This is a genomic window from Klebsiella sp. HMSC16A12 (assembly GCF_001808265.1).
In the GTDB taxonomy this organism is placed as follows: Bacteria; Pseudomonadota; Gammaproteobacteria; order Enterobacterales; family Enterobacteriaceae; genus Klebsiella; species Klebsiella pneumoniae.
The window spans coordinates 1-26,195 of the sequence record NZ_KV792568.1 but is presented as its reverse complement, the minus strand read 5'-3'; the positions used below and the strand labels follow the sequence as shown (position 1 = coordinate 26,195).

The window sequence follows — 26,195 nt, the reverse complement described above, 5'->3', positions numbered from 1 at the left end:
CAGGGTGACGGGCTTTCGCAAACGAGACAGAAACTAGCGAGAACTGGACAACCTGACGCCGTAAAAAAGGGACCCGGAGGTCCCTTTATGTGAGGCTTAGTGCGCGCCGCCGCCGCCGCCGCCGGCGCTGAACGGTGGTCTGGCGAACCACACCAGCCCCAACAGCAGGATGAAAATAGCCGCAGAAATCCAGAAGATTTCGTTGGCGGAGATAATCAGCCCCTGGTTGGTTATCTGCTGCGCTATCCAGCCGGACGCCTGCTGCTGCGTCATTCCCATGCCCTGCAGCTGATCGTATATCTGCTGCGCGTTGGGGTTAAAGGGGGTCACCGATTCGGTGAGCTGCGCATGATGCAGCGCCTCGCGGTTGGTCCACAGGGTGGTGGTGATCGAGGTCCCGATGGAGCCGGCAAGGGTACGGGTGAAGTTCGACAGGCTCGACGCCGCCGCCAGCCGCTCCGGCGGCAGGCCGGAGAGGGTGATGGTGGTCAACGGCATGAAGAAGCAGGCCACCGCGAAGCCCTGGATAAACTGTGGCCACGCCGAGGCGCCAAAGTCCATCCCCGGTTCGAAGGTCCAGGCGCGCCAGTAGAAGCAGACCGCGTACATAATAAAGCTGAAGGTGACCAGCCGCCGCATGTCGAGCTTATGCGCGAAGCGGCCGATAATCGGCGACAGAATGACCGGGATCACCCCCACCGGCGCCGACGCCAGGCCGGCCCAGGTCGCGGTGTAGCCGTAGACCTCCTGCAACAGCTGCGGCAGCAGTACGATGGCGCCGAAGTAGAGCATATAGGCCAGACTGATACAGAGGCAGCCGATGGTGAAGTTGCGCGACTTAAATAGCGACAGATCGACAATCGGGTTATCGTCGGTTAGCTCCCAGACGATCAGGAAGCTTATCGCCACCACCGCCACGATGGTCAGAATGATAATCTCATTGGAGGAGAACCAGTCCAGCTCTTTACCCCGGTCCAGCATCACCTGCAGGCTACCGATACCGATGATCAGCAGCGCCAGACCGACACCGTCGATCCGCCGCTGTTCGGTTTTGGTTTCCCGGTTGCGCAGGGTCTGCAGGGTCATCAGCACCACCGCCACGCCAATGGGCACGTTGATAAAGAAGATCCAGCCCCAGTGATAGTTATCGCTGATATAGCCGCCGAGGATCGGACCGCAAATGGGCGCGACAATCACCGTCATTGACCACAGCGCCAGAGCGATAGAGCGCTTCGCCGGGGGATAGTTGCTGAGCAGCAGACTTTGCGACAGCGGGATCAGCGGCCCGGCGACAATCCCCTGAATGACGCGGAAGAAAATCAGCATCGTCAGGCTGTTGGAGACGCCGCAGGCCCAGGAGGCAATGGCGAAGGCGGTGGTTGACCACAGGAACAGCTTCACCTCGCCGACGCGCTTGGCCAGCCAGCCGGTGATCGGGATGGAGATGGCGTTAGCGACCCCGAACGAGGTGATGACCCAGGTCCCCTGGCTCAGCGACGAGCCAAGGTTGCCGGCAATGGTTGGGATCGCCACGTTGGCGATAGTGGAATCCAGCACCTGCATGAACGTCGCGAGCGACAGCGCAATGGTCATAATGACCAGCTGCGCGCCTTCCAGCGGTTTTTGCTGTTGCATTACACTCACCCCGAATTATCCGGCGTTGGCCTGAATGATCTCGTCTATCAGCTTATTAACCGGATCGAGAGCGATTTCGCGGGCATTGCTCTCGTAAACCGGGGAGCTCCGCACCTGGCTGGCCAGCATTTCACCATCGCGATCGGTGGTGTTGACTTCCACCAGCGTCGAGAGGCCGATGCGCAGCGGGTGTTCCGCTAGTTGTTTTTCATCCAGCTCGATACGAACCGGCAGACGCTGTACCACTTTGATCCAGTTGCCGGTGGCATTCTGCGCCGGCAGCAGAGAGAAGGCGCTGCCGGTGCCCATATCCAGACCGACCACTTTACCGGTGTATTTCACGTCATCGCCATAGATATCGCTGATCACGGTGGCCGGCTGGCCGATACGCATATGCGCCAGCTGAGTCTCTTTAAAGTTAGCATCGATCCACAGGTTGGTCGCCGGGACCACCGCCATCAGCGGCGTGGTGGTGCCGATCTGCGCGCCAGGCTGTACCGAGCGACGGGAAACGTAGCCGCTAATCGGGCTGACGATCTGCGTACGCTGCAGGGCCAGCCAGGCGTTACGCACTTCAGTGGCCGCCTGGAGCACCGCCGGCTGCTGTTCCAGCCTGGTGCCCAGCACGATCGCCTGGTTGGCGTTGTACTGCTGGATTGCCACGTCGAGTTCGGCCTGTGCGCTGGCGACGGTATCGCGGGCGTGCTGCAGCTCTTCGCGGCCAATGAGGTTCGCGGCGCCCAGCGGGATGCGGCGGTTCAGGTCAGCCTGCGCCTGGGCGAGGGCGGTTTTTTTGACGTCGATATTTGCCTGCAGCTGCTTGCTGTTGATCATCTGCTGGCGGGTCTGACGGACGCTGGCGGCCAGTTGGGTCTTAGCCTTTTCAAACGCCTGTTGGGCATCGGTCCGATCGAGCGTGACCAGCGGATCGCCTTTCTGCACGTAGTCCGTGTTGTCAGCCCAGACTTTGGTCACGCTGCCCGCGACCTGAGCCATAATTTGTACCTGATTCCCTGCCACGTAGGCATCGTCGGTCTCTTCGTAGTGACGCAGTACCAGAAACCAGTAAATCCCATATGCCACGGCAATAATAATGAAGAGCAATGTCAGCAACAGAAGGGCGCCTTTACGCTTTCCTTTTTTGCTGCCTGGTTGCTGCGGGGTTTGGCTCTCCGCATTTGCACTCATGTTATTCTCCACGATCTTATTATTTCACATCGGCTGAGCCGACCTGTTTATCAGAAAGGCCAGCAGAGATCTGCTGGCCTGGCTGTTTTCCTTGCAACGTAAAAATGGGCTGAGCGACGCCGCCCTTAGCGTAGAGAGTCCGCTAGCACGCCTTCTTCTTCCATCTGATCAAGGCGGCTCAGGAGTTTGCGGGTGATGTGTTCGAGCTGATCTTTTTCGCTGGTGCTAAGTGAAGACCACAGCTGATGCAGGCAGTTATGCTGCGGCGGCAGGACTTCACGCAAAAACTGATGGCCCTTTTCGGTCAGTTGCAGATGCAAACAGCGACGATCGTTATCGCTCTCGCGGCGCTCAATCCAGCCGCGTTTTTCCAGTTCATCAGCGATACGGGTGGCGTTGGTACGTGACGAGCCCAGCGCACAGCTCAGCTCGGACGGCTGGATGCTGTGGTTTTCCTGTGACTCCAGCGTAATCAGCGCCATAAATAATGTCTCGTTAATTCCCTGCGCTTTGAGCATTTTATTGCGATTTTCCAGCAGCTTACCTTGCATATGCATGCAAAGACGAGTTAACAGGATCTCCTGAAACGGGAAATCTTCATGGCGGCTGGCGCGAAACTTGAGCATTTGCTCAATGGGAGTAAACGAACTATCCATTTGGGTATGACCTCATTAATTACAGCCGATATAATAACTATTGTGACAAATAAATCAAATGAATTATTGACCAAAATTGATACGTAAAGCTTAGAACCCGTTGGTGATTTTCCATGCCAGACCATAGGCAAACGCCGACAGCAGGGTCGGGACAATGATGCTGCGGGTTTTCCAGAAGGCGGCCCCCAGCACCAGGAAGCCGGTCAGCGTCGGCGCCAGGCGATGGGCATCGGCGAGGATCTCCGGCACGCTGGAGACCACCAGCAGCGCGCAAATCGAGGCGATGCCAATGGTATCCAGCAGCACGCTGACCGGGCCGCGGCGGGCAGGACGAGCGTGGCCGGCGCGCAAACGCAGAGGAAGATAGCGAAAGAGATAGTTGACGCCGCCGACTATCACCCCGAGCAGAAGGACTTCACTGTTCATCCGGCATCCCCTTGAGCATGGCCTGAAGCAGCGCCGTCAGACACCCGCAGACAATTCCGGCGAGGATCGCCGCCGGAATGGAAAATAACAGAATGCCGCCCAGCGCGCCCGCCAGCGCCGCCGTGACGCAGAGTGACTGCTGACGCTGGAAAGAGGCCAGCAGGAAGCTCATAAACAACGCCGGCAGCATAAAGCCGAGGGCGGCTTCCACCGCCGGATAATCCACCAGCAGGCCGTTGCCGGACCAGGCGCCGGCCAGCGTGCCGCACACCCACGATGCCCACGAGGTAAAAGCGAGACCAAGCATCCAGTTTTCGCTCCAGCGGCGGTTATCGCGAACCAGCTTGGCGGTAGCGGCGGCGAAAACCTCATCGGTCAGGCCGAAGGCCCAGAGGGCGGTTTTCTTTTTATCCAGCGCTGAGCGAATGCGGCTGCGCAATGAGGGGCCATACAGCACGTGGCGGACATCCATCGCCATTACCGTCAGGGCGGCGACCCACAGCGAACTGCCGGCGGCCAACATGGCGGTGATCACAAACTGGCTGGAGCCGGCGTAAATAATGCAGGAGAAGAACAGGCTTTCCAGCGGGGTGAAGCCCAGCCGGGTGGCATTGAGTCCGAAGGCGAATGCCACCGGAAGGTAGCTGATGACGATGGGGAGACTGTCTTTGACGCCTTCGCCGACGGTGGCGACGCGTTCAGGTAAGGCACAGGTTAAGGGCGCGGGGTTTTCCATATGAATAACTTATCGCTGGATCCATGTGAAGATGGCAATTTGACCGATGTCTCCACCTTAACAGAGCGCGATGCGCCTTAACACTATGGAAATTCCTGGAATCGCGTTTCTATGACCTGGCCACGAGAAAGGGGGCAAGGGGGCCGGATAAGGCGTTGGGCCTTATCCGTGAGCGGGTTTACTGCTGCGCGGCGAGGGCGGTTTTCACCCAGCTGTCGAACAGCGGCTGGTGGGCTTTGATCCAGCCATCAACGTGGCCGTTAATGTCGGCTTCGGAAGCATGGCCTTCATGCATCATCGCATTCTCGGCGTTGATGTCGGCGATCGGCAGCTTCATGATGCTAAACAGAGTGGCGGCGGCCGGATTTTTCTCCGCCCAGGCTTTGTTAGCGACGATGTGCATGGTGTTCACCGGGAAGCCATAGTTGGCGCCGTTGGCCAGTTTGGTGTCGATGTTTTTCTGCTCGCCCGGCAGGGAGGAGAACGGCACCTGCAGCCAGACGACGTCCTTGCCAGGCTTCAGCACGTCGCTAACCCAGTACGGCGTCCAGGTGTAGTAGAGCACCGGTTTACCCTCTTTATACCGGGCAATGGTGTCGGCCATCATCGCCGCGTAGTTGCCCTGGTTATGGGTGACGGTTTTGCTCAGGCCATAGGCGTCAATCTGATGGTTAATCACTGCTTCGCAGCCCCATCCTGGGGTACAGCCGGTGAGATCCGCTTTACCGTCATTGTTGGTATCAAACAGTTTGGCGATCTGCGGATCTTTGAGCTGATCGATGGAGGTGATGTGGTACTGCTCAGCGGTTTTTTTGTCGATCAAATAGCCCTGGGCGGCGCCTGAGACGTACACTCCTTTGCGATAGAATTTGTTATCACCGCCCGCCGCGGCGTACATGTCATCGTGCAGCGGTTGCCAGTTGGTGGCGATAAAGGTGGTATCTCCGGCGGCAATCGACGTATAGGCAACGTTATAGTCCACTTCGCTGGGTTTCTCGACGGTGTAGCCCAGCTTCTCCAGCGCGCGACTGACCAGCAGGGTCTGGAAGCTCTCTTCGGAGATAGTGCTCTGAGCGGGCTTCACCGTAATTCCTTTACCCGGCAGGTCGGCGGCGAAGGCGCTGGTGGCGAGCAGGGTGGCAAAGGCGGCGGTGGCCAACATCGTACTATGTCGCATGGTGGTTCCTCTTATTGTTTAACGGGAAGGGCCGCTCCCGGACATCTGCTGGTGTCGGGGAGCGGCGCTGTTATCGACTTATCGACAGAAAGGGCGAGTGATAAGCCCCAGCGGGCCGGTGGTGTACCAGCGGCGGTTGCCGCGACTGCGGGCGTCGCGACCGACGGCCTGGGTGAGGCGGTCAAGAATAATCGCCAGGATCACGATCCCCACCCCGCCGACGGTCGCCAGGCCCATATCCAGGCGGCCGATACCGCGCAGCACCATCTGGCCGAGGCCGCCGACGGCGATCATCGAGGCGATCACTACCATCGACAGGGCCAGCATCAGGGTCTGGTTAACCCCGGCCATAATGGTGGGCATGGCCAGCGGCAGCTGCACCTTAAACAGCAGCTGGCGCGGGCTGGCGCCAAATGAGCGCGACGCTTCGATCAGATCCGCAGGCACCTGGTTTATCCCGAGGATGGTCAGACGGACGATCGGCGGCAGGGCGAAGATAATCGTCACCACCACGCCCGGTACGTTGCCGATGCCGAACAGCATCACGATCGGCACCAGATAGACGAACGCCGGCGTGGTCTGCATGGCATCTAATAGCGGGCGGATGATTTTCGCCGCCCGCGGGCTGCGCGCTAGCCAGATCCCCAGCGGCAAGCCGATAACCATGCAGAACAGCAGGGCGGTGAGGACCAGCGCCAGAGTGACCATGGCTTGCGACCACGCGCCGATGGCGCCGATGGCAATCAGCGATACCAGAGTGGCGACCCCCATGCCGAGGCTGGAGATCTGCCAGGCGATTAGCGCGAAGACGATAATCGCCACCGGCGCCGGCATCCCCAACAGCAGCTGCTGGAAGGCGCTGAGGATGTAGTCGATCGGCACGCGGATCCCCTGGAACAGCGGACGGAAGTGCAGCACGATCCAGTCGATGGCGTGGGTCACCCAGCTGTCGAGCGGGATCAGGGTCTTATGGAACGGATCCATGATATTGAACTGTTCCGGCTGCGGCGCAGGGGCGCTGTGCAGCCAGTCGGCGCCGCCGCCATTAGCCGGCGCGGCAGTAGAGGCGCCACCCCAGGCGTCGGCAGCCTGCGCGGCGCTGTCGGTTGACGGGGCGCTGCCCCACGGGTTGGTCTGATCAGCCATGATTCACCCCCTCGCGATCTAAAGCCTGGAGCAACATCCTTTTGGAAATGATGCCAATATATTGTTGTTCTTCATCCACTACCGGCACGGCGCACGGAGCGTGGCCGACGTGGGAGAGCAGATCGCTGAGCGGGGTTTGCGCTTCCACCGCCAGCGGGGCTTCAATCAGCGCCGCCTCGATCCCCTGCCCGGCGCTGAGGGCTGTTTTCAGAGAATCAATCGAGACAATCCCGACAAAGCGATTACCGCGCTCTATGACATAGCCATATTCCCGGTCTTCATCCTGTAATAATTTCAGCGCCGAACGGGGGCCAAAACCAGGCGTTTTACGAATCAGGCCAACCGGGCTGCGGCGGGCAATATCTTTCGCGCTGAATACCTGGCTAATATCCACGCCGCGGAAGAAGGTGCGCACATAATCATTGGCCGGATTATTTAATATTTCATCCGGAGTGCCGACCTGGACCACTTCGCCATTTTGCATAATGGCGATACGATCGCCAATTCGCATGGCTTCATCAAGGTCATGGGAAATAAAGACGATAGTGCGTTGATGCTTCGCCTGTAATTTGATGAGCTCATCCTGCATTTCGGTACGAATGAGCGGATCGAGCGCAGAGAAGGCTTCATCCATTAACAGAATATCGGGATTAATCGCCAGGGCGCGAGCTAAACCGACGCGCTGGCGCATGCCGCCGGAGAGTTCATCCGGCCAGGCGTGGGCATAATTCTCCAGCCCCACCTGACGCAGCGCCTCCCGGGCTTTTTGCTCTCGTTCGGCGGCGGGAACGCCGGCAAGCGCCATGCCAAACGCCGTGTTGTCGAGCACGCTCATGTGCGGCATCAGCGCAAAGGACTGAAAAACCATCGCAATTTTCTTGCGACGCACCTCGCGCAGCTCGGCATCCGACATTTTGGCGATATCGACCCCGTCAATCAGCACCTGGCCGCGGGTGGGTTCAATCAGGCGATTGAGAAGGCGAACCATGGTGGATTTCCCCGAGCCGGAGAGCCCCATGATGACGAATATCTCGCCTTCTTCAATGGCCAGACTGGCGTCTTTGACGCCAAGCGACAGCCCCGTTTTTTCCAGTATTTGCGCTTTGTTGAGTCCTTTCTCAATATATTTGAAAGCACGGTGTGGATGCTCGCCAAATATCTTATAAAGATTTTTGATTTCTAATTTAATTGCCATGCAATAGAGAAGTTCCTGTTATTTGTTTATTGCGATATGATACCCGATGGTGATTATGATCTTTTTACACCCTAACATACTCAGATTCTGTGACAACCCTCAATGGCAAACTCTCGGCAAAATCAGATGGGGGCAACTGTGGCTAAGCCCCCGTGATATAAGGGCTGGGCGGTAATTTGTTGTTGGTAATATTTTTTGATTATCTTTGGATAATTCGACTGAAATGGACCGGTTTTCTGCTAAATATGACGAAGTGATGACGGTTAGGTCATGGAGAGAATATTTGGTGGATTAAACGCTATTTTGTGAAATTAATCACCAGGAATCCGCCTGCGATATTCCTGGTGAAAGTACGGTTAAAAGTCCCAATCGTCGTCGGCGGTCTCTTCCATTTTTCCTATCACGTAGGAGGAGCCGGAACCGGAGAAAAAGTCATGGTTTTCGTCGGCGTTGGGCGACAGCGCTGCGAGGATTGCCGGATTGACCGCCGCCATCTCCGCCGGGAACAGCGCCTCGTAGCCGAGGTTCATCAGCGCTTTGTTGGCGTTGTAGCACAGGAAAGCGCTGACGTCGTCGAACCAGCCGCTCTCGCCGTACAGCTCCCGGCTGTAGGCCAGTTCGTTGTCGTAAAGATCCATCAGCAGATCGAGGGCGAAATTTTTCAATTCTTCGCGCTTGCCGGGGCTGACGATATCCAGTCTTTTCTGGTACTTGTAGCCGATGTAATAGCCATGCACCGCTTCATCGCGAATGATCAGGCGGATCAGATCCGCAGTGTTGGTCAGCTTTCCCCGGCTGGAGAAGTACATCGGCAGCCAGAAGCCGGAGTAGAAGAGAAAGGATTCGAGGAACACGCTGGCGATTTTTTTCTTCAGCGGCTCGTCGGCCTGATAGTAACCCAGCATCAGCTGCGCCTTGCGCTGCAGGGGATCACAGCTTTCGCTCCAGGCGAAGGCGGCATCCACCTCCTTGCTGTGGCACAGCGTGGAAAAGATGGAGCTGTAAGAGCGGGCATGAACCGCCTCCATAAAGCTGATGTTCGACAGCACCGCCTCCTCATGCGGGGTTAAGGCGTCCGCCATTAGCGCCGGGGCGCCGACGGTGTTCTGAATGGTGTCAAGCAGGGTCAATCCGGTAAAGACGCGAATGGTCAACTGCTGCTCCGCCGCGCTGAGGGTTTGCCAGGCGGGAATGTCGTTCGACAGCGGCACTTTCTCCGGCAGCCAGAAGTTGCTGGTGAGACGGTTCCAGACCTCAAGATCTTTATCGTCATCAATGCGGTTCCAGTTGATTGCGCTGACGCGCGTTAAATGGGTCATCCTGTTCTCCTTACAGCGCGCAGGACACGCAGCCTTCAATTTCAGTGCCTTCCAGCGCCAGCTGGCGCAGACGGATGTAGTAGAGCGTCTTGATGCCTTTCTTCCAGGCGTAAATTTGCGCCTTGTTGATATCGCGGGTGGTGGCGGTATCGGGGAAGAACAGGGTCAGCGACAGCCCCTGGTCGACGTGGCGCGTCGCCTCGGCGTAAGTGTCAATGATCTTCTCCGGCCCTATCTCATACGCATCCTGGTAGAGGGCCAGATTGTCGTTATTCATAAATGGCGCGGGGTAGTACACCCGCCCGGTTTTCCCCTCTTTGCGGATCTCAATCTTCGAGACGATCGGGTGAATGCTGGAGGTGGCATGGTTGATGTACGAGATCGAGCCGGTGGGCGGCACCGCCTGCAGATAGCGATTGTAGATGCCATAGCGCATGACATCGTCGCGCAGCTGGCGCCAGCTTTCCCGGTCGGGCAGAGAGATGCCGGCGCGGGCGAACAGCGTGCGCACCCGTTCGGTTTTCGGCTGCCACTCCTCCTGCAGATATTTGTCGAAGTACGCCCCGCTGGCGTAGCGCGACTGCTGGAAGCCGGCGAAGCGCTGGCCGCGCTCGCGGGCCAGCTGCATCGAGGTGTGCAGCGCGTGCCAGGTCACGGTGTAGAAGTAGATATTGGTGAAGTCCAGCCCCTCCGGGCTGCCGTAGGCAATGCCCTCCCGCGCCAGGTAACCGTGCAGATTCATCTGCCCCAGGCCGATGGCGTGGGAGGCCGCGTTGCCGGCCGCCACCGAGGGAACCGACTGAATGTCGCTCATGTCGGACACGGCGGTCAGGGCGCGCACCGCGGTGGCGATTGTGCGGCCGAAATCCGGCGAGTCCATGGTATGGGCGATGTTCAGCGAGCCGAGGTTGCAGGAGATATCTTCCCCGATATGCGCATAGCTGAGGTCTTCATTATAGGCGGACGGCGTACTGACCTGCAGGATCTCCGAACACAGATTGCTCATGGTGACCCGCCCGGCCACCGGACTGGCGCGGTTCACGGTGTCTTCAAACATGATGTACGGGTAGCCGGATTCAAACTGAATCTCCGCCAGGCGCTGGAACAGGTCGCGGGCGCGGATCCAGCGCTTGCGGACCCGCTCGTCGGCCACCAGCTGCGGATAGAGGTCGCCGATGGCGCAATCGGCGAAAGGTTTGCCGTACAGCCGTTCGACGTCATAAGGCGAGAACAGGGCCATCTGCGCATCTTCTTTCGCCAGCTGGAAGGTGATATCAGGGATCACCACCCCCAGCGACAAGGTTTTGATGCGGATTTTCTCATCGGCATTTTCACGCCGGGTATCAAGAAAGCGTAAAATATCGGGATGGTGAACATGCAGCCAGACCGCACCCGCCCCCTGGCGGGCGCCGAGCTGATTGGCATAGGAGAAGGCGTCCTCCAGCATCTTCATCACCGGCACCACCCCAGAAGACTGGTTTTCGATGCGCTTGATCGGCGCCCCGGCCTCGCGCAGGTTGGAGAGTAAAAAGGCCACCCCGCCGCCGCGCTTCGACAGCTGTAGCGCCGAGTTCACCGCCCGGCCGATGGACTCCATATTATCCTCAATACGCAGCAGGAAGCAGGAGATCAGCTCCCCGCGCTGCTGTTTGCCAGCGTTAAGGAAGGTCGGTGTGGCGGGCTGAAAGCGGCCGCTGAGTATCTCCTCCGTCAGCTGCCGCGCCTGCTGTTCATCGCCCCGGGCCAGCGTCAGGGCCACCATCACGCTGCGTTCGGCGAAATCCTCGAGGTAGTGCTTGCCGTCAAAGGTCTTCAGCGCATAGCTGGTATAGAACTTCCAGGCGCCGAGGAAGGTCTGAAAGCGAAACGGAGCGCGCCGGGCATGGGCGAACAACGCCAGCACAAACCCGCGGTCATAGCCGGCCAGCACCTGCGGATCGTAATAGCCCTCGCTGACGAGCCAGCTGAGCTTATCCTCCTGGCTGGGGAAGGTGAGGGCGTTGGGCTGAACCTGGGTCGCCATAAAGGCCTCAACCGCCTGGCGATCTTTCTCAAACGGGATGCGGCCCTCGCTGTCGTACAAATTCAGCATCGCGTTGAGGGCGTGAAAATCCACGGCGGCGGTTATACGTTCTGCGGTTGTCGTTGCCAAAATTCGCTGACTCCTTTACGCACGGTGTTGATATCGTCGGGGGTTCCCATCAGCTCGAAGCGGTAGAGATAGGGCACGGCGCATTTTTGCGCGATGACATCTCCGGCACGCCCCCAGCCGTCGCCAAAGTTGCGATTGCCGGCGGCAATCACTCCGCGGATCAGCTGGCGGTTATGCACGTCGTTTAAAAAGCGGATCGCCTGACGCGGTACCGCGCCGGCGGTGCCGCCGCCGCCATAGCTGGGAACGATGAGAATATAGGGCTCGTCTACCCGCAGATGTTCACGCTCGTTCAGCGGGATGCGCACCGCCGGCAGCCCCAGGCGCTGCACAAAGCGATGGGTATTCTCCGAACGGCTGGAGAAGTAGACGATGAGGCTCATGCGCTGGCCGCCGTAAAGGAGGGGCGCAGGCGATTGATCATATCCGGGCGGAAGCCGCTCCAGCGCAGCTCACCGGCGATCACCACCGGCAGCTGGCGAAATCCCTGCTCGCGCAGGGTGTCGGCGGCATCCGGCTGCTGGTCGACGTTGACCATTTCAAAGGCCAGTCCCCGGCTCTCCATGGCTCGCCGGGTGGCATGGCACTGCACGCAGTCATTTCGAGTGTAAATAATAATGCGCATGATTCGTATTTCCATTTAAGATAACAGCACGGCGCTAAACATAGCGTCGAACGTAGTGGGCCATTCGATAAGGAAATACTAGATGTAGTTATTTAAAACTTCAACCACTCAATATATAGCGTTTTTGGCAAGCGAGTCCCCCGCCGGGATAGATCGGCGGAGGAGGGGGGAGGCTGTGCGGAACTACAGGCGCATGGCCACGGCGAGGCGGTTAAAGGCGTTCATCAGACTGACGGCGAAGGTCAGATCGCTTATCTGACGCGGGGTAAAATGTTCGCGCAGCGGCTGGTAAACCTCATCTTCCGCATGGCTGGCGGCAATGTCGGTGACCGACTCGGCCCAAGCCAGCGCCGCGCGTTCGGCCGGAGTAAAGTGGGCGCTTACCCGCCAGCCCGCAAGGGCATCCAGTTTGCTTTGCGCCATGCCGCCTTTGCGCAGCGCCTGGCTATGTTTCTCAAGACAGAAGGCGCAGCCGTTGATCTGCGAGACGCGTAAATAAACCAGCTCTACCAGGGCGTTGCCCAGCTCGCTTTTCTCAAGCGCGATGCTGGCCTGTACCAGCCCTTTATAGACTTCCGGGCTCAGTTCACTGAATGGCTGACGTAATTGGTTCATGGTGTTCTCCTCTCTAAGACGGCAGCCAAAATAGCACTATAATGGACTGCAAAAGATAGCCATATTGTGATGAAAAAAGCAGACCATAATGGAAGCAATTAACCTCCCGCTTTATCAGCGTATTGCCCGCCAGTTGAAATCGGCGATTGAACGTGGCGAACTGACCCCGGGCAGCCGTTTGCCCGCCAGCCGGGTGTACGCTCAGGAGCAGGGCGTCTCCCGGGCGACCATCGAAAACGCCTGGGGAGAGCTGGTCGCCCAGGGATGGCTCGAGCGGCGTGGGCAGGCGGGGACCTTTGTCAGCGAGCGGCTCAGCCCGCGCCAGCTGGCGCCGGTACCGCCAGTGCAACCGGCCGCGCCGACGGAGCCGCTGCCGTTTCAGATGGGGCTGCCGGCGCTGGATCTCTTTCCGCGCGGGCAGTGGGCGCGGGTGATGGGGCGTCGGCTGCGGACGCAGTCGCGGTTCGATCTTGCACCCGGCGATCCCGGCGGCGATCCGCTTCTGCGCCAGGCTATCGTCGATTATCTACGCCTGTCGCGCAGTATCGACTGTCAGCCGGATCAGGTGTTGATCACCGGCAGCTATGCCGCCTCCATGAACCTTATCCTGCGTACCCTGGCGCAGCCGGGACAGCATATGTGGATGGAAGATCCGGGGTATCCCTTTATCCGGCCGGTCGTCGAGGCTGGGCAGCTGGCGGTGGATGCGATTCCGGTGGACGACGAAGGGATGGACGTCGGCTGGGGCCAGCGTCATCACCCGCAGGCGCGATTTGCCCTGCTCACACCAGCCCATCAGAGTCCGCTGGGGGTCGCGCTGTCGCTTCCCCGACGCCGCCAGCTGCTGGCGTGGGCCGCGGAGCGCGACGCGTGGATCATTGAGGACGATTACGATAGCGAGTTTCGCTATCACGGCAAACCGCTGCCGCCGCTGAAAAGCCTTGATGCGCCGCAGAGGGTCATCTACGCGGGCACCTTCAGTAAGTCGATGTTCCCGGCGCTGCGCACCGCCTGGCTGGTGGTGCCGACCCCGCTGGTGGCGCGTTTTCACCAGACCGCGGAGCGCCAATCCTGCACCGTTCCCACCCTGTGGCAGCAGACGCTGGCGGATTTTATCCAGCAGGGACATTTTTGGCGTCATTTGAAGAAAATGCGTGCCAGCTATAGCCAGCGTAGACAGTGGCTGGAGTCGGCTCTGCAGGCGCAGGGCTTTCAGGTCACGCCGCAGCTGGGGGGAATTCAACTGGTTATGTCGGTCAGCGGCGACGATCGGCTGCTCGCGCGGCGGGCGGTTGTGGCCGGGCTGGCGGTGCAGGCGCTGAGCGACTGGCGGATTCGCCACGCGGGCGAGGGGGGATTATTGATGAGTTTTACCAATATACGTTCGCCGGCGATGGCTGACGGACTTGCCCGACGGCTGAGAGAGGCGATCGCGATTTGATGGCGCTTAAGTCGGGGAAGGAGAAAAACCCCTGCGGCCAGAGGCGCGCAGGGGCTGACGCGTATTTGTTATCTTCATTGCCTTCCGTAAAGCTCGCGGGCTACCGCGCGCCAATCGCGCGGCGGCAGCCGACGCTTAAGCTATTATCGACGTAAATTGAGCAATACGCCAATAAATACCCCGACGGCGGCGGCGGCGCCCACACTGTGCCACGGTTTATTGCGCACGTAGGTATCGGCACAGCCCAGCGCATCGCACGCTGCCTGGCGCGCATCCAGCGCCGCCTGCTGCACCCGGTTGTGGCCATTAAGGCGGGCACGAGTCTCTTTTAACAGCGACTGCGCTTTGACACGCGCCGCTTCCGCTTCCTCTTTGGCGTCACTGCCCCATGATTTCAGCACCTCTTCCAGCGTATCCGCTAATTGGCTGACATCGTTATGAATATCTTCGGCGTTCTCGTCAAAATTGTTGCGGTTCACATGGTTAGCCATCGTTATCTCCCTTAATTCCATCGAGTGAGTAAGTGTAGGACAAGATTTTGAATTATGCTTACTGTTGTGGTTTCTGGAATTTTCCGAAAGCACTGTCCTTAATGAATAAGGTAAGGTCAATGTGCGGTAAAAGATAACGAGGAATCAGTATGTATTTAAGACCCGATGAGGTGGCGCGTGTTCTTGAAAAAGCCGGCTTCACCATGGATGTTGTGACGCAAAAAGCGTACGGCTATCGCCGCGGCGATAATTATGTTTATGTGAACCGCGAAGCGCGCATGGGGCGAACAGCGTTAGTTATTCATCCGGCGTTAAAAGAGCGCAGCAATATGCTGGCCGAACCGGCTTCAGATATCAAAACCTGTGATCATTATGAACAGTTTCCGCTGTATTTAGCCGGGGATGCGCAACAACATTATGGTATTCCGCATGGATTTAGCTCACGCATGGCGCTTGAGCGTTTTCTGAATGGGCTATTTGGCGAAGCCCAGCCGGCAATGTCGACGAATTAATACGCCGATAGGCATTTAAGGATCCAGGCGAGGCGGGCTGGCGGGAAGAGGCGACTGGCAGAGCCAGTCGCTGCTAACGCGTTGGTCAGGCCTTCGCCTGCTGATAGGGCGCCACGCGGAACAGGCGGCGGCAATAGTCGAGGAAGTAGCCGTAGGCGGCGCCCATCATCATCGATACCGCCAGGTTCGAGCTCACCGCGGCGACAATCTGGTGCCAGTCAGCACCCACGCTCCACAGAATAGCGACATACACCGGCGACTGAAAGGTGACGTAGGCCAGCACGTCGGCCATATTTTTCATCCACCTGGCCGGGCTGATGCGCCGGGCCTGACGCATGGCGAAATCGCGATAAATCCCATAGGGTACGGCAATAATAATGTTGACCGGGATCGCCACCAGACGCGACGATAACGACTGCTCAAACGTCATACCAGAGAGAAAAATTTCGATCATCATGTTGACGACGGTGCAGTAAACCACCATCGCAAAGGTGTCTGCAACCGCATGCCGCAAGCGGGAGTGCGCAGAGAACATCGGAGTGCTCCTCGAAAATGAAGTCATTAACGCCGAAAAATGCGCGTTGGTATAGCGTTTTTGGGCTGCCTGTTTTGATGTGCGTAGAGTATATCTCTGCATTAAAAGTGGCAACTAGCTATAAATTTTTATTTATAGCCTTTTTGTCGATAAAATACTCTGCGCTGGTTTGTTTTTTGTTCGTTACGCTACTTTTATTCCTGTTTTTGAAAATATCAGTATTTATCAATGTGTTACTCTTGATTGCGAAATCGAGACTGGCCGAGGGAACGGCGCCTGATAGCCAACCATGGCGCAACATCACGCGAGTGTGTGATTCCGCTCTCTTTTAGGATTTTTTATGCCGTAAGTCGCGTTTTTATGGTGAAAAATTCTGAATTGCGAATTGTTGTTTTATTCCCATTTTCTGATTAACTATTCACTGTGGCCAAAGGTATGTATCAGTGCGGCCACGTATGAACAGCAGGTAACCCGCTGACCATAAAGCTAATATTCCTGGCGAGAACGGTGGTTTTTCCCGTCATTCTGCCTTTTTTATTTATTCATTCTCTTTTTTGCCTGTGCTTATGAAAAAGGCTCAGGTATTTGCCAATATAGTTCCAGGGGATAACCGCTAATATCCACCTTATATATTTATCTGGACAACCGAAGGCTGGAAATAAATAAACGTTTCTATTACACTTGCCGCGTTGTATCTTTTAATTTGCTATTTGGAATTTTTTAATTTTATGTCTTCAATGTTACACAAACTGAATAATATCCGTTCACTGCGTGCCCTGTCCCGTGAATTCTCCATTGACGTGCTTGAAGAGATGCTGGAAAAGCTCAGGATCGTCACTGAAGAAAAACGTACGCAACAGCAGCAGGCAGCTCAGCAGCAGGCTGAATATCAGGAGAAAGTGAATACCTGGCTTGAACTGATGCGCGCCGACGGTATTTCTCCTGACGAGCTGGTGGCCGATATTCAGCCGCCAAAGGCGGGAGGCAAAAAGCGTCAACCGCGCCCGGCGAAATATCGTTATACCGATCATACTGGCGCAGAGAAAACCTGGACCGGACAGGGAAGAATGCCGAAGCCGATTGCCGAGGCTGTCGCCCAGGGTAAATCGCTGGATAGCTTTTTAATTTAACGCCTACGGGCCAGCGCCAGGCCGGTGGGGAGGGACCCACCGGCCTGGCCTTATGACTTTAAGCGAGGGGCTTTAGCAGACGCCGAAGTCTCCCTCTTCCTGATACGGCGTGACCTCGTCCGACTTCAGCGAATAGCGCTCTCCCTGCTCCTGTGCGGCCTGAACCACCACCAGTTGCTCCCCTTGCACTTCCACCACTTTCAGTTTTGGTCCGCCCGCTCGGGGTTGTACCAGATCGCCGACAGCAAACATAATTCACTCCTCACTGTTAACACCATGGATAAACCTAAACCATAGCTCAACGCCCGCTCACTGAACACCGGGCGTGCTGTTTTTTGTTAAAACAATTTGGAGTTATATGTATTAATATTGTTAATGTTTTGCTGGCGCCATACCGCTGCTGAGAAAGGGGGACGGCGAGGGTAGGGTTACCACCAATCAGGTCAGGAAAGACACCATGAAGTATATCATTCTGTTGATCATTGTTATTGCTGTACTGTATGTCCATTACCGCGGACGGGTGCGCTATCGTTTCTGGCGGCAGCTCTCCGACCATTCCACATTTACCGCGCCGCTGAATGGATTTATGTATTTATTTTCCCGCGTGCCGAATACGCCTTATCTGCGGCCGGAGATGTTTCCCGAGCTGGCGATATTGCAGCAAAACTGGCAGGTTATTCGCGACGAAGGTCTCCACCTTCAGCAGCTGGAGCAGATTAAAGCGGCCGATAAATATAACGATGCCGGGTTTAACTCATTTTTCAAAACCGGCTGGAAACGCTTTTATCTGAAATGGTATGAGGATGCCCATCCTTCCGCCAGCCAGCTCTGTCCGCAAACTACCGCGCTGCTGCGCGATATCCCGTCGGTGAAAGCGGCCATGTTCGCCACTCTGCCGGACGGTAGCCGTCTGCCGCGCCATCGTGACCCCTACGCCGGCTCGCTACGCTTTCATCTGGGCCTGGCAACGCCGAACGATGACCGCTGCTTTATCGAGGTGGATGGCCAGCGTTACAGTTGGCGCGATGGAGAAGGCGTGCTGTTTGACGAGACCTATATCCACTATGCGGAAAATACCAGTGGTGAGAATCGCCTGATTCTGTTCTGCGATATTGAACGGCCGATGCGCTACCGCTGGGCGCAGAAAGTTAACCACTGGCTGGGACGCCATCTGATGAGCGCCGCTTCGGCGCCCAACGATATCGGCGATCGCACCGGCGGGATTAACCGGGCGTTTCGCTATATTTACCAGATCCGTATTGTTGGTAAGCGGTTGAAAAAATGGAATAAGACGGTCTATTACATCGTCAAATGGCTGCTCTTCGGCGGCATTGCCTGGCTTATCTGGAGCGCGTTTTAACCCCCTGGCGCCGGTTCCACGGCATGGTCGCCAGCAGACGCGCCATGCCGCAAAAGCCGGTTACGCCGGCGAAGGTGAGCCCGGCGCCGACCGCGCCGCTGAGCAGGAAAAAGCCGCCGTTAACGGTATAGCCCAGCAGCACCCCCAGTAAAATCAGGACGCCAGCGGCAATTTGCACCTGGCGCATCAGCGGCAGCGGCTGTGATGAATCTTCCACTACCGGCAACCCCGCGGCTTTCCACGCCTGAATTCCTCCTGCCAGCAGGCAGGCCTGCGCCGGCGCGGCGGCCGCGGCCAGACGAATCGCATTATTCTGCGTCCGGGAACCCGCCTGGCAGTGAAAGATGACCGTCTCTCCGGCCCGGGCATTGAGGGGCGCACCGCTGGTCAGAGTGGCGAGCGGCACCAGCTCGGCATCGGGGATATGTTCGCGCGCATATTCATCCGCATCGCGGATATCAATCAGTCTGGCGCCCTGGGCAATCTGCGCCTGGGCCTCGGCGGGAGTTAAGGTGGCGATGGTCATAGGATCCTCACGGGCAATAGAGCGTTTTCAGCGTATTGATCACCTGCTGTACCGCAGGGTGGGTGATGAAATAGTGGATACGCTGGGCGTCGCGCTCGCTGTCGATCAGCCCCTCGTCACGCATCCGCGCGAGGTGTTGCGAGGTGGCGGAGGGGCTCAGCCCTGTAGCCCGGGCGAGTTCGCCGGCGCTGGCCCTGGGCGCATCGCACAGCATGCACAGGATCAGCAATCGGTGAGGATTGCTCATCGCTTTCATCAGCGCGGCGGCTTCTCCGGCGCGGGCCTGCAGGTCTTCAGGTGTGGTCATTTATTTTAGCTTTTTCTAAATTTAGATAACTCTAAAATAAAAAGGCCGCCAGCGCCAGCACAATTTCTCCACGACTCAGGCCGGAACGGCGAGCCGGGCAATCTGCGCCCGGGCGCTGGCGATCCCGGCGTCGCGACCATGCGGGCGATTGTCCAGCCCTTCGGCATAGATAAATTCCACCTCCTGGATCCCCATCAGCCCCAGTACCGCGCGCAGATAGGGCGTGACGGCGTCGGTAGTTTCTCCCTGGTGAATACCGCCGCGGCTGCTGACGACCACCGCCCGGACGCCCTCCACCAGCCCCTGCGGCCAGCTCTCGGTGTAGCGAAAGGTTTCCCGCGCCCGCGCCACGAGGTCGAACCATTTTTTAAGATCGGTCGGGACGTTGAGGTTATACATCGGCGCGCCGATCACCAGCAGGTCGCTGGCCTTTAACTCGGCGATAAGCTGGTCGGAGAGGGCGACCGCCTCGCGGATAGCAGGCTGCGGATCCACTGCCCCGCGCAGGGCGGCGAACAGGGGGCGATCCAGCGTTGGCAGCGCCATGGCGCTGAGATCGTGTTCGGTGAGCCGATCGCCGTGTCCCGCCGCCTGGCGCGCCGCGAGAAATTCGTTAATCAACTGATTGGTCAGGGATGTTTCGCCATTAATGCTGGATTTTAAAACCAGAACGTTAGCCATGATGAGTGCCTCAAATGAAAGATAGAAGCAAAGACTAACACTGTCTTTTTTGTCTCAGGAGTGACATTATTTTTCCCTATTGTATCCCGTAAGGAACCAATCTGTGCGCGACGATCTGAATGCGATCCCGGTATTTGTCACCGTGGTCGAGAGCGGCAACTTTGCCAGCGCGGCGGCGATCCTCCATGTGACGCGTTCGGCGGTGGGAAAAACCATTGCCCGGCTGGAAGCGCGTCTCGGCGTGGCGTTATTCCAGCGTACCACCCGACGGCAACTGCTGACGGAAGAGGGGGAGCAATTCTATCTCCAGTGCCGGGAAGCGCTGGAGCGCATCCGCGAGGCCGAAGAGACGCTGCAGCGCGGCAAAGATGAGGCGCAGGGGCGGCTGCGGGTGTCGCTGCCGGTGCTGTTTGGCCAGCGCTGCGTGGCACCGCTGCTGTTCCGCCTCAGCCAGCGCTATCCGTTACTGAAGCTCGAGCTCCACTACAGCGACCGGCAGGTCAATCTGCTGGAGGAGGGGTTTGATCTTGCGGTGCGTATCGGGAGCCTGGCCGATACCGGGTCGCTGCGGGCCCGTGCGCTGGGAGAGCACGGCATGGTGCTGTGCGCGGCGGCGGAGTACCTGCGCCAGCAGCCAGCGCCGCAGACTATTGCCGGGTTGAACGAGCACCGTACCCTCGGCTATCTGCACAACGGCCAGCTGCAAAAATGGCAACTGTATGACCCGCAGCAGGGCGACGTGCGCTTCAGTCCGCAGACGTGGCTGATACAGGATGATTTTGCCGCCATCGCGGCGGCAGTGCAGCAGGGGATGGGCATCGCCTGGCTGCCGGACTGGCTGGTGGCGCAGGCGCTTGCCGATGGGACATTGCAGCAGGTGTTGGCGCCCAGCGCTCAGGTGCGTTTCGCCATCCACGCGGTATGGCCGGAGGGGCCGTGGCTGCCGCAAAAAACGCGGGCGGCGATCGATGCCCTGCGGGAAGGGCTACCTCTTACCGCAACACCTGGTTAGCGCAGAGAGATATAACCGCCATCTATGGCGGCGGAGGTTTTCCGACAGCGTGCAAGCTACCGGCGCGCTTTACGCCATAGCCTCAGCGACGAGGCCGTCCGGCACGGGCGGCACGGCGGTACAACGTGCTGCGGGCGATACCCAGTATCTGCGCCGCCCGGCTGACGTTGCCGTTGACCCTGGCCAGGGTATCGACAATCAACTGCTCATCATGGGCCTGCAATCCCCCGCGCGGCAACGGCGCAGGCGTGGCGCGATACGCCTCCGGCAGCGCGTCGGGCGTCAGCGTGTCGCCCTCATCGGCGAGAGCCAGCATTACCTTCAGGACGCTCTGCAGCTGGCGTACGTTTCCCGGCCACGGCAGCTGGCTGAGGTGAACCAGCAGCGCGTTTGAAAGCGTCACCCGGCGTGAAGCACCGCCCAGGTCGTGCCACAGGGTGGCGATAAAGGTTTCCAGCGCCGGCCACTCGCGCAGCGGAGGCAGCGCCAGGGCGTATTCCCGCAGGCGCCACAGCAGATCTTCACGGAATTCTCCGGCGCTGACCCGCTGGGTCAGGTTGCGGTGGGTGGCGCAGATCAAGGCGAAATTCACCGGCACGCTGCGGCTGGCGCCCAGCGGAGCGACCTCTTTCTCCTGCAGGACGCGCAGGAGGCGGGTCTGCAGCGCCAGCGGCATATCGCCGATCTCATCAAGAAACAGCACCCCGCCGTCAGCCTCGCGGATTTTACCGATATAGCCATTTTTGCTGGCGCCGGTAAACGCCCCCGGCTGGTAGCCGAAGAGCTCGGATTCGATCAGCGATTCCGGAATGGCGGCACAGTTAATGGCGACAAATTTACCGCTGCGCCAGCGGCTGTGCCGGTGCAACGTGCGGCTGACATACTCTTTGCCGCTGCCGGTTTCTCCTTCAATGCACAGGGCGATGCCGGCGTTGAGCAGCCGCAGCAGCTTTTCGCCTTCGCGCGGGCTGGTAAAGGGGAGATGCATGGCCGGCGGGGCGCTTACCGCCACCCGGCGGCGGGTGGGCTCCCGCAGGCGATAGTGGTAGCGGCCCTGCGGCGTGGTCAGCGGCAGCGGGACGCTGACCGCCGTTTGCGTCAGCGTCGGAAAAAGCGAGGCAAAGGTGAGCTGGCCAAACTGCGCCGCGCTCAGGCCGAACTCGCGCATCGCCAGCCGGTTGCCGGCGGTGAGGACGTTGTCGGAAAAGACCAGCAGCAGCTCCTCGACGCTGTCGAGTTTGTCCACCTGCCGGTGCAGGCTCATCAGCCACTGCTCAGGATGCAGACTCTGTTTCACCCACAGATATTCAATTTGCTTTGCCGCCGCTTTTACCCAGCCAAAGGTGTGCTGGTGGGGAAAATTCGCCGGGCCGGAGATATCCAGCACCCCGGCGATGCTTCCGTCCGGTCGCTGGAGCGGCATCGCCGCGCAGTACAGATTCTGGTTGCGGGTAAGAAAGTGCTGACGGCCATCGATCTCGCAGCCATCGTCAATCGCCAGCGCGGTGCCGATGGCGTTGGTCCCGCGCCCGCTTTCACTCCACAGATTGCCGGGAGCCAGCGCCACGCGCTGGGCCTTTTGCAGCGCCTGGGTATCGCCGAGAGTATGCAGCACCAGGCCGTCGGGGTCGGAAAGGATCACCACCGACTGCAGGTCTGCGACCTGGCGCGACAGGGCTTCCACCACCGGCTGCGCCAGCTGCTGCAGGCAGCGGTGGCTGGCGAGCCGGTCCGCCAGCTCGCCGGCGCCGAGGCGGGGAAAATCCTCGGTGGCGGGATCCAGCCCGTAGCGCTGGCAGCGAGACCACGAATCGCTCAGCAGGGGATTCGCATTAACCTCTGGTGCGAGAATAAAGGGATTGCCTGCCACAGGGCACCTCTGGGTCGATGTTGCTGTGTTGCAATATTGTAGCCATTTGGTTTATTTGGTGTTGCGATTTGCAACACATAAGTGGAAACCCGTGCGACAGTGGCTGACCATCTGCTCGGTTAGTGAAGGCAACGTATTAATAAATAAAAATATTTAAAGAAAATAAAAAACTGGCATAACCCCTGCAAAGTGAGAAGCGTTCGGCGGCAAATTTAAAAAATCAATATGCCGCTGCGTCTCAACCCTACAGAAGGAGATTTGCGATGCGTTATGCACATCCTGGCCAGCCCGGCGCCGTGGTTTCATTTAAATCGGCTTACGGCAACTTTATTGACGGTAGATTTGTCGAGCCGCTGAGCGGTGAATTCTTTATGAATACTTCGCCGGTCGACGGCAGCAACATTGCGCAGTTTCCCCGCTCGGATGCCAGAGACATTGACTTCGCCCTCGACGCCGCCCATCGCGCGGCGCCGGCGTGGGGTAAAACCTCAGTGCAACAGCGCTCCAGGCTGCTGCTACAGGTCGCCGATCGTATTGAACAGCATCTGGAATATCTGGCGGTGGCGGAGAGCTGGGACAATGGGAAACCGATCCGCGAAACCCTGAATGCTGACCTGCCGCTGGCGGTGGATCATTTTCGCTACTTCGCCGGCTGCCTGCGCGCTCAGGAGGGAAGCACCGCCGAGATTGACGAAACCACGGTGGCCTATCATTTCCATGAACCGCTGGGGGTGGTCGGGCAGATTATCCCGTGGAACTTCCCGCTGCTGATGGCCGCGTGGAAGCTGGCCCCGGCCCTGGCGGCGGGGAACTGCGTGGTGCTCAAACCGGCGGAACAGACGCCGCTAAGCATTACCCTGCTGCTGGAGCTGATCGGCGATCTGTTCCCGGCCGGGGTGCTTAACGTGGTGCAGGGTTTCGGCAAAGAGGCGGGCGAGGCGCTGGCCACCAGCAAGCGTATCGCCAAGCTGGCATTTACCGGCTCCACGCCGGTCGGGCGGCATATTCTCGCCTGCGCGGCGGAAAATATTATCCCCTGCACCGTCGAGCTGGGGGGGAAATCGCCCAACATCTACTTCGCCGACGTGATGGACGGAGAAGAGGAATTTATTGAGAAGGCGGTGGAGGGGCTGGTGCTCGGCTTCTTCAACCAGGGTGAGGTCTGTACCTGCCCGTCGCGGGCGCTGATCCATGAATCCATCTATGAGCCCTTTATGGCACGGGTCATGGAGAAGGTGGCGCAGATCCGCCGCGGCGATCCGTTAGATACCGACACCATGATCGGCGCTCAGGCTTCCCGCCAGCAGTTCGACAAGATCCTCTCCTATATTCAGATTGCCCGGGAAGAGGGTGGGCAAATTCTGACCGGCGGCGAGCGGGCGGCTATCGCGCCGGCGCTGGATAATGGCTTTTATATTCAGCCTACGCTGATTAAAGGTCGCAACGATATGCGCTCCTTCCAGGAGGAGATCTTTGGGCCGGTGATCGGGGTGACCACCTTTAAGGACGAAGCGGAAGCGCTGGCTATCGCCAATGAGACCCAGTTTGGTCTCGGCGCCGGGGTGTGGACGCGGGATACCAACCTCGCCTATCGCATGGGTCGCGGCATTAAAGCCGGTCGCGTGTGGACCAACTGCTATCATGTCTACCCGGCGCATGCGGCGTTCGGCGGCTATAAACAGTCCGGCGTCGGGCGGGAAACGCACAAGATGGCGCTGGATGCCTATCAGCAAACCAAAAACCTGCTGGTGAGCTACGGCACCGCGCCGCTGGGCCTGTTCTGAAGTCCATCTCATTTCTGACCGATCCTCAGTCCGCAATCCATTCGGGTTGCGGATTTTTTTTAACTTCAAAATAACCATTCGAAGAGGGTGGTTATTTTGCCGGCGGCAGCGCCCATGTATTTATGTCACTTATGTATTGGCTTTCACTTGAAAATAAAAACACTTCCATAATAAGGGATTAGCGGGTGGAGGTGGCGCACCCTGGCGCCGTTTGTGTAGAAATTATGAATATTAATACCAGGAAAATTCCTAATTTTTGTGTACGCTCTGACGAGCGCACAATAAAACAAGACGAATTTTTGAACAACTGTCTTTAAATTTGTTAATTGAATTGATCTGTTGTTGTTTAAAGGTATTTGAATTTCTTTTGTATAGATATGTAAATTAACATTGAAAAGCCATTTCAAAAATTAAATATATGGCGAGCATAGCTATTAACTTATAGTTAACATCTTCCCGGGTTGCCTTTTGATACTTCGGGTAATATATTTATTTCGCACATCAAAATAACTCTTTTTTCTTCTTTTTGTTATTCATGGCCATCTATTGGCGAAATAAGGCAGAGTAGAGGGGGATGTGCCTAATATCCTGCGGAAGGAACGCAACGTACATTTACAGGGAGGAGCTGACGAGCCGTTTCGTGATAGCTTTAGGGCTATTGTCGATGATGGAAAATATGTTCGTTAACGATGAGATAAATAATGAAAAAACAACCTCGCTTTATAACCATCCTCATAGGAGCGCTGCTTTCTGGCGTAGCCTTGCAGGCTACCGCGGCCAACACTATCAATCCTGACTCGGGCACCAGTTCGGAAGGCGCCGGCGGGCAGGTCATCTTCAATGGGTCAATCACCGACAGCTCTTGCAACGTCGATAGTAGTTCTAATGGCCAGAAGGTTGATCTGGGCAAATGGGCCAGCAACTATTTTACCGGCACTGGTTTTGAAACCACCAAAACCCCCTTCCATATCAAAGTGAAAGATTGCCCGGCCAGCGTGACTACGGTCGCCGTGCTGTTTGACGGCGCGCGCGATCAGTCTGATAACTCCCTGCTGGCCATCAACGGCGGCGCCAGCGGCGTAGCGATTAAGCTGTATGAGCACGATCGGTCGACGGCTGTCAGCCTCGGTAAAACGTCAGCCAAACAGACGGTCACTCCGGGTACCAGCGGCGGCACCGGCTCTGCCGACCTCGAGTTTTACGCCGACTATATCTCCACCGCGGCGACCGTGACGGCAGGTAAAGCCGACGGTACAGCTAATTTCAATATGATTTATAACTGATCTAATTGCGCGTTATTCAGAGTCAGCCCACTGCGTCTTGATTAATTACAGATAGCTAAAGTGTTAATTGTCATGAAGTCACGAAATATATTCGTGACGGTATAGTTGTTTTTGCTAATTATCCCGTCGAGTACTGGCTCTGTTATTCACTGCTTTATTTTGTTGTCTGTTCAACTTTTACCTGATGGTAAGTCATGATGAAGAAAATAATTGCCGTTGCGGCTTTTCTGCTGTGTACCACGGCAGCGCAGGCCGGTATTGTCATGGGTGGAACCCGTGTGATTTATCAGGAAGGGAAGCGTGAAGCCGCTATTTCAGTCACCAATGCCGATACCCATACGCCCTATCTGGTGCAGTCGTGGGGGCTTTGTTGAATAAATCAGATTTCGGGTA

At 57.8% G+C, this 26,195-nt stretch carries 27 protein-coding genes and 1 pseudogene; 8 read left to right on the top strand and 20 right to left on the bottom strand.

Annotation, left to right across the window (positions count from 1 at the left end; genetic code table 11):
- Nucleotides 1-96: 96 nt before the first annotated feature.
- From emrB to HMPREF3140_RS07650, 13 genes are all read right to left on the bottom strand, one after another.
- On the bottom strand, nt 97-1,635 hold the full coding sequence (gene emrB / locus HMPREF3140_RS07720; RefSeq protein WP_002914342.1) for a multidrug efflux MFS transporter permease subunit EmrB: 1,539 nt from the start codon (nt 1,633-1,635) through the stop codon (nt 97-99).
- A gap of 15 nt (nt 1,636-1,650) precedes the next feature.
- Nucleotides 1,651-2,823, bottom strand: a complete 1,173-nt coding sequence (gene emrA / locus HMPREF3140_RS07715; RefSeq protein ID WP_002914339.1) for a multidrug efflux MFS transporter periplasmic adaptor subunit EmrA — start codon at nt 2,821-2,823, stop codon at nt 1,651-1,653.
- A 125-nt stretch (nt 2,824-2,948) separates the two neighbouring features.
- Nucleotides 2,949-3,479, bottom strand: coding sequence for a transcriptional repressor MprA (gene mprA / locus HMPREF3140_RS07705; protein ID WP_002914337.1), 531 nt, complete (start codon nt 3,477-3,479; stop codon nt 2,949-2,951).
- Nucleotides 3,480-3,569: 90 nt separating this feature from the next.
- Nucleotides 3,570-3,905, bottom strand: coding sequence for an L-valine transporter subunit YgaH (gene ygaH, locus HMPREF3140_RS07695; RefSeq protein ID WP_032412189.1), 336 nt, complete (start codon nt 3,903-3,905; stop codon nt 3,570-3,572).
- Entirely contained in the window at nt 3,895-4,641 is a 747-nt protein-coding gene (locus HMPREF3140_RS07690; protein ID WP_070552907.1) for an AzlC family ABC transporter permease, read from the bottom strand. The genes ygaH and HMPREF3140_RS07690 overlap by 11 nt, the downstream gene beginning before the upstream one ends.
- Nucleotides 4,642-4,819: 178 nt before the next feature.
- Complete coding sequence (gene proX, locus HMPREF3140_RS07685) at nt 4,820-5,818, bottom strand: glycine betaine/L-proline ABC transporter substrate-binding protein ProX (protein ID WP_004149446.1); 999 nt, start codon at nt 5,816-5,818, stop codon at nt 4,820-4,822.
- Between the two features lie 78 nt (nt 5,819-5,896).
- Nucleotides 5,897-6,964 (bottom strand): glycine betaine/L-proline ABC transporter permease ProW, encoded by a 1,068-nt coding sequence (proW, locus tag HMPREF3140_RS07680; RefSeq protein WP_004174727.1) that lies wholly within the window; start codon nt 6,962-6,964, stop codon nt 5,897-5,899.
- The gene (proV, locus tag HMPREF3140_RS07675) at nt 6,957-8,159 is read right to left on the bottom strand and encodes a glycine betaine/L-proline ABC transporter ATP-binding protein ProV (protein ID WP_020802078.1); all 1,203 of its coding nucleotides are present in this window, start codon (nt 8,157-8,159) and stop codon (nt 6,957-6,959) included. The genes proW and proV overlap by 8 nt, the downstream gene beginning before the upstream one ends.
- 356 nt (nt 8,160-8,515) lie before the next feature.
- Entirely contained in the window at nt 8,516-9,478 is a 963-nt protein-coding gene (gene nrdF / locus HMPREF3140_RS07670; protein WP_070552906.1) for a class 1b ribonucleoside-diphosphate reductase subunit beta, read from the bottom strand.
- Between the two features lie 10 nt (nt 9,479-9,488).
- Nucleotides 9,489-11,630, bottom strand: coding sequence for a class 1b ribonucleoside-diphosphate reductase subunit alpha (gene nrdE / locus HMPREF3140_RS07665; RefSeq protein ID WP_070552905.1), 2,142 nt, complete (start codon nt 11,628-11,630; stop codon nt 9,489-9,491).
- On the bottom strand, nt 11,603-12,013 hold the full coding sequence (gene nrdI, locus HMPREF3140_RS07660; RefSeq protein WP_002914321.1) for a class Ib ribonucleoside-diphosphate reductase assembly flavoprotein NrdI: 411 nt from the start codon (nt 12,011-12,013) through the stop codon (nt 11,603-11,605). The genes nrdE and nrdI overlap by 28 nt, the downstream gene beginning before the upstream one ends.
- On the bottom strand, nt 12,010-12,255 hold the full coding sequence (nrdH, locus tag HMPREF3140_RS07655; protein WP_002914320.1) for a glutaredoxin-like protein NrdH: 246 nt from the start codon (nt 12,253-12,255) through the stop codon (nt 12,010-12,012). The genes nrdI and nrdH overlap by 4 nt, the downstream gene beginning before the upstream one ends.
- Before the next feature lie 183 nt (nt 12,256-12,438).
- A complete protein-coding gene (locus HMPREF3140_RS07650) occupies nt 12,439-12,870 on the bottom strand; it encodes a carboxymuconolactone decarboxylase family protein (protein ID WP_004151037.1) in 432 nt (143 codons plus the stop codon).
- Between the two features lie 88 nt (nt 12,871-12,958).
- On the opposite strand from HMPREF3140_RS07650, the gene HMPREF3140_RS07645 reads away from it, so the two are divergent.
- Complete coding sequence (locus HMPREF3140_RS07645; RefSeq protein ID WP_004149442.1) at nt 12,959-14,311, top strand: MocR-like pyridoxine biosynthesis transcription factor PdxR; 1,353 nt, start codon at nt 12,959-12,961, stop codon at nt 14,309-14,311.
- 143 nt (nt 14,312-14,454) lie between these two features.
- Here HMPREF3140_RS07645 and HMPREF3140_RS07640 read toward each other — a convergent pair whose 3' ends face one another.
- Nucleotides 14,455-14,802, bottom strand: coding sequence for an ElaB/YgaM/YqjD family protein (locus HMPREF3140_RS07640; protein WP_002914293.1), 348 nt, complete (start codon nt 14,800-14,802; stop codon nt 14,455-14,457).
- Between the two features lie 149 nt (nt 14,803-14,951).
- Here HMPREF3140_RS07640 and HMPREF3140_RS07635 point away from each other — a divergent pair, with 149 nt between their 5' ends.
- The gene (locus HMPREF3140_RS07635; RefSeq protein WP_002914291.1) at nt 14,952-15,314 is read left to right on the top strand and encodes a DUF2002 family protein; all 363 of its coding nucleotides are present in this window, start codon (nt 14,952-14,954) and stop codon (nt 15,312-15,314) included.
- A gap of 85 nt (nt 15,315-15,399) precedes the next feature.
- On the opposite strand, the gene alaE is transcribed toward HMPREF3140_RS07635, so the two are convergent.
- Nucleotides 15,400-15,849 carry an L-alanine exporter AlaE gene (gene alaE, locus HMPREF3140_RS07630; protein WP_002914289.1) on the bottom strand — a complete coding sequence of 150 codons (450 nt, stop codon included), beginning with the start codon at nt 15,847-15,849 and terminating at the stop codon, nt 15,400-15,402.
- A gap of 728 nt (nt 15,850-16,577) precedes the next feature.
- Here alaE and stpA point away from each other — a divergent pair.
- Complete coding sequence (stpA, locus tag HMPREF3140_RS07620; RefSeq protein WP_002914287.1) at nt 16,578-16,979, top strand: DNA-binding protein StpA; 402 nt, start codon at nt 16,578-16,580, stop codon at nt 16,977-16,979.
- A 72-nt stretch (nt 16,980-17,051) separates the two neighbouring features.
- On the opposite strand, the gene HMPREF3140_RS07615 is transcribed toward stpA, so the two are convergent.
- Complete coding sequence (locus HMPREF3140_RS07615) at nt 17,052-17,231, bottom strand: hypothetical protein (protein ID WP_002914284.1); 180 nt, start codon at nt 17,229-17,231, stop codon at nt 17,052-17,054.
- A 205-nt stretch (nt 17,232-17,436) separates the two neighbouring features.
- Here HMPREF3140_RS07615 and lpxO point away from each other — a divergent pair, with 205 nt between their 5' ends.
- On the top strand, nt 17,437-18,339 hold the full coding sequence (gene lpxO, locus HMPREF3140_RS07610; protein WP_002914281.1) for a lipid A hydroxylase LpxO: 903 nt from the start codon (nt 17,437-17,439) through the stop codon (nt 18,337-18,339).
- Here the strand turns inward: lpxO and HMPREF3140_RS07605 are convergent.
- The 3 genes from HMPREF3140_RS07605 to HMPREF3140_RS07595 all read right to left on the bottom strand — a co-directional run bounded on the left by HMPREF3140_RS07605 (nt 18,320) and on the right by HMPREF3140_RS07595 (nt 19,853).
- Nucleotides 18,320-18,865: a rhodanese family protein gene (locus tag HMPREF3140_RS07605; RefSeq protein ID WP_004185349.1), complete on the bottom strand. Its 546-nt coding sequence runs from the start codon at nt 18,863-18,865 to the stop codon at nt 18,320-18,322. The genes lpxO and HMPREF3140_RS07605 overlap by 20 nt on opposite strands.
- A gap of 7 nt (nt 18,866-18,872) precedes the next feature.
- Nucleotides 18,873-19,172: an ArsR/SmtB family transcription factor gene (locus HMPREF3140_RS07600; RefSeq protein WP_002914277.1), complete on the bottom strand. Its 300-nt coding sequence runs from the start codon at nt 19,170-19,172 to the stop codon at nt 18,873-18,875.
- A 75-nt stretch (nt 19,173-19,247) separates the two neighbouring features.
- The gene (locus tag HMPREF3140_RS07595; protein ID WP_004212889.1) at nt 19,248-19,853 is read right to left on the bottom strand and encodes an FMN-dependent NADH-azoreductase; all 606 of its coding nucleotides are present in this window, start codon (nt 19,851-19,853) and stop codon (nt 19,248-19,250) included.
- Nucleotides 19,854-19,956: 103 nt separating this feature from the next.
- Here HMPREF3140_RS07595 and HMPREF3140_RS07590 point away from each other — a divergent pair, with 103 nt between their 5' ends.
- Nucleotides 19,957-20,865, top strand: coding sequence for a LysR family transcriptional regulator (locus tag HMPREF3140_RS07590; RefSeq protein ID WP_070552904.1), 909 nt, complete (start codon nt 19,957-19,959; stop codon nt 20,863-20,865).
- Nucleotides 20,866-20,947: 82 nt separating this feature from the next.
- Here the strand turns inward: HMPREF3140_RS07590 and HMPREF3140_RS07585 are convergent, their stop codons facing one another.
- On the bottom strand, nt 20,948-22,735 hold the full coding sequence (locus HMPREF3140_RS07585) for a sigma-54-dependent Fis family transcriptional regulator (RefSeq protein ID WP_032412177.1): 1,788 nt from the start codon (nt 22,733-22,735) through the stop codon (nt 20,948-20,950).
- A gap of 263 nt (nt 22,736-22,998) precedes the next feature.
- Here HMPREF3140_RS07585 and HMPREF3140_RS07580 point away from each other — a divergent pair, with 263 nt between their 5' ends.
- The 3 genes and pseudogenes from HMPREF3140_RS07580 to HMPREF3140_RS27055 all read left to right on the top strand — a co-directional run.
- Nucleotides 22,999-24,519 (top strand): acetaldehyde dehydrogenase ExaC, encoded by a 1,521-nt coding sequence (locus tag HMPREF3140_RS07580; protein WP_004174747.1) that lies wholly within the window; start codon nt 22,999-23,001, stop codon nt 24,517-24,519.
- 701 nt (nt 24,520-25,220) lie between these two features.
- Nucleotides 25,221-25,802 carry a fimbrial protein gene (locus HMPREF3140_RS07575; protein ID WP_004145710.1) on the top strand — a complete coding sequence of 194 codons (582 nt, stop codon included), beginning with the start codon at nt 25,221-25,223 and terminating at the stop codon, nt 25,800-25,802.
- A gap of 194 nt (nt 25,803-25,996) precedes the next feature.
- Nucleotides 25,997-26,164 (top strand): annotated as a pseudogene (locus HMPREF3140_RS27055) (molecular chaperone); the annotation flags it as partial.
- Nucleotides 26,165-26,195 lie beyond the last annotated feature (31 nt).

Coding starts and splice junctions, on each gene's coding strand:
- proX (WP_004149446.1), bottom strand. CDS start 5,818: ATGCGACATAGTACGATGTTGGCCACCGCCGCCTTTGCCACCCTGCTC.
- HMPREF3140_RS07690 (WP_070552907.1), bottom strand. CDS start 4,641: ATGGAAAACCCCGCGCCCTTAACCTGTGCCTTACCTGAACGCGTCGCC.
- HMPREF3140_RS07640 (WP_002914293.1), bottom strand. CDS start 14,802: ATGGCTAACCATGTGAACCGCAACAATTTTGACGAGAACGCCGAAGAT.
- HMPREF3140_RS07645 (WP_004149442.1), top strand. CDS start 12,959: ATGGAAGCAATTAACCTCCCGCTTTATCAGCGTATTGCCCGCCAGTTG.
- HMPREF3140_RS07575 (WP_004145710.1), top strand. CDS start 25,221: ATGAAAAAACAACCTCGCTTTATAACCATCCTCATAGGAGCGCTGCTT.
- alaE (WP_002914289.1), bottom strand. CDS start 15,849: ATGTTCTCTGCGCACTCCCGCTTGCGGCATGCGGTTGCAGACACCTTT.
- stpA (WP_002914287.1), top strand. CDS start 16,578: ATGTCTTCAATGTTACACAAACTGAATAATATCCGTTCACTGCGTGCC.
- mprA (WP_002914337.1), bottom strand. CDS start 3,479: ATGGATAGTTCGTTTACTCCCATTGAGCAAATGCTCAAGTTTCGCGCC.
- HMPREF3140_RS07605 (WP_004185349.1), bottom strand. CDS start 18,865: ATGACCATCGCCACCTTAACTCCCGCCGAGGCCCAGGCGCAGATTGCC.
- HMPREF3140_RS07635 (WP_002914291.1), top strand. CDS start 14,952: ATGTATTTAAGACCCGATGAGGTGGCGCGTGTTCTTGAAAAAGCCGGC.
- lpxO (WP_002914281.1), top strand. CDS start 17,437: ATGAAGTATATCATTCTGTTGATCATTGTTATTGCTGTACTGTATGTC.
- proV (WP_020802078.1), bottom strand. CDS start 8,159: ATGGCAATTAAATTAGAAATCAAAAATCTTTATAAGATATTTGGCGAG.
- HMPREF3140_RS07600 (WP_002914277.1), bottom strand. CDS start 19,172: ATGACCACACCTGAAGACCTGCAGGCCCGCGCCGGAGAAGCCGCCGCG.
- nrdI (WP_002914321.1), bottom strand. CDS start 12,013: ATGAGCCTCATCGTCTACTTCTCCAGCCGTTCGGAGAATACCCATCGC.
- HMPREF3140_RS07580 (WP_004174747.1), top strand. CDS start 22,999: ATGCGTTATGCACATCCTGGCCAGCCCGGCGCCGTGGTTTCATTTAAA.
- ygaH (WP_032412189.1), bottom strand. CDS start 3,905: ATGAACAGTGAAGTCCTTCTGCTCGGGGTGATAGTCGGCGGCGTCAAC.
- emrB (WP_002914342.1), bottom strand. CDS start 1,635: ATGCAACAGCAAAAACCGCTGGAAGGCGCGCAGCTGGTCATTATGACC.
- emrA (WP_002914339.1), bottom strand. CDS start 2,823: ATGAGTGCAAATGCGGAGAGCCAAACCCCGCAGCAACCAGGCAGCAAA.
- HMPREF3140_RS07650 (WP_004151037.1), bottom strand. CDS start 12,870: ATGAACCAATTACGTCAGCCATTCAGTGAACTGAGCCCGGAAGTCTAT.
- proW (WP_004174727.1), bottom strand. CDS start 6,964: ATGGCTGATCAGACCAACCCGTGGGGCAGCGCCCCGTCAACCGACAGC.
- HMPREF3140_RS07595 (WP_004212889.1), bottom strand. CDS start 19,853: ATGGCTAACGTTCTGGTTTTAAAATCCAGCATTAATGGCGAAACATCC.
- nrdF (WP_070552906.1), bottom strand. CDS start 9,478: ATGACCCATTTAACGCGCGTCAGCGCAATCAACTGGAACCGCATTGAT.
- HMPREF3140_RS07615 (WP_002914284.1), bottom strand. CDS start 17,231: ATGTTTGCTGTCGGCGATCTGGTACAACCCCGAGCGGGCGGACCAAAA.
- nrdH (WP_002914320.1), bottom strand. CDS start 12,255: ATGCGCATTATTATTTACACTCGAAATGACTGCGTGCAGTGCCATGCC.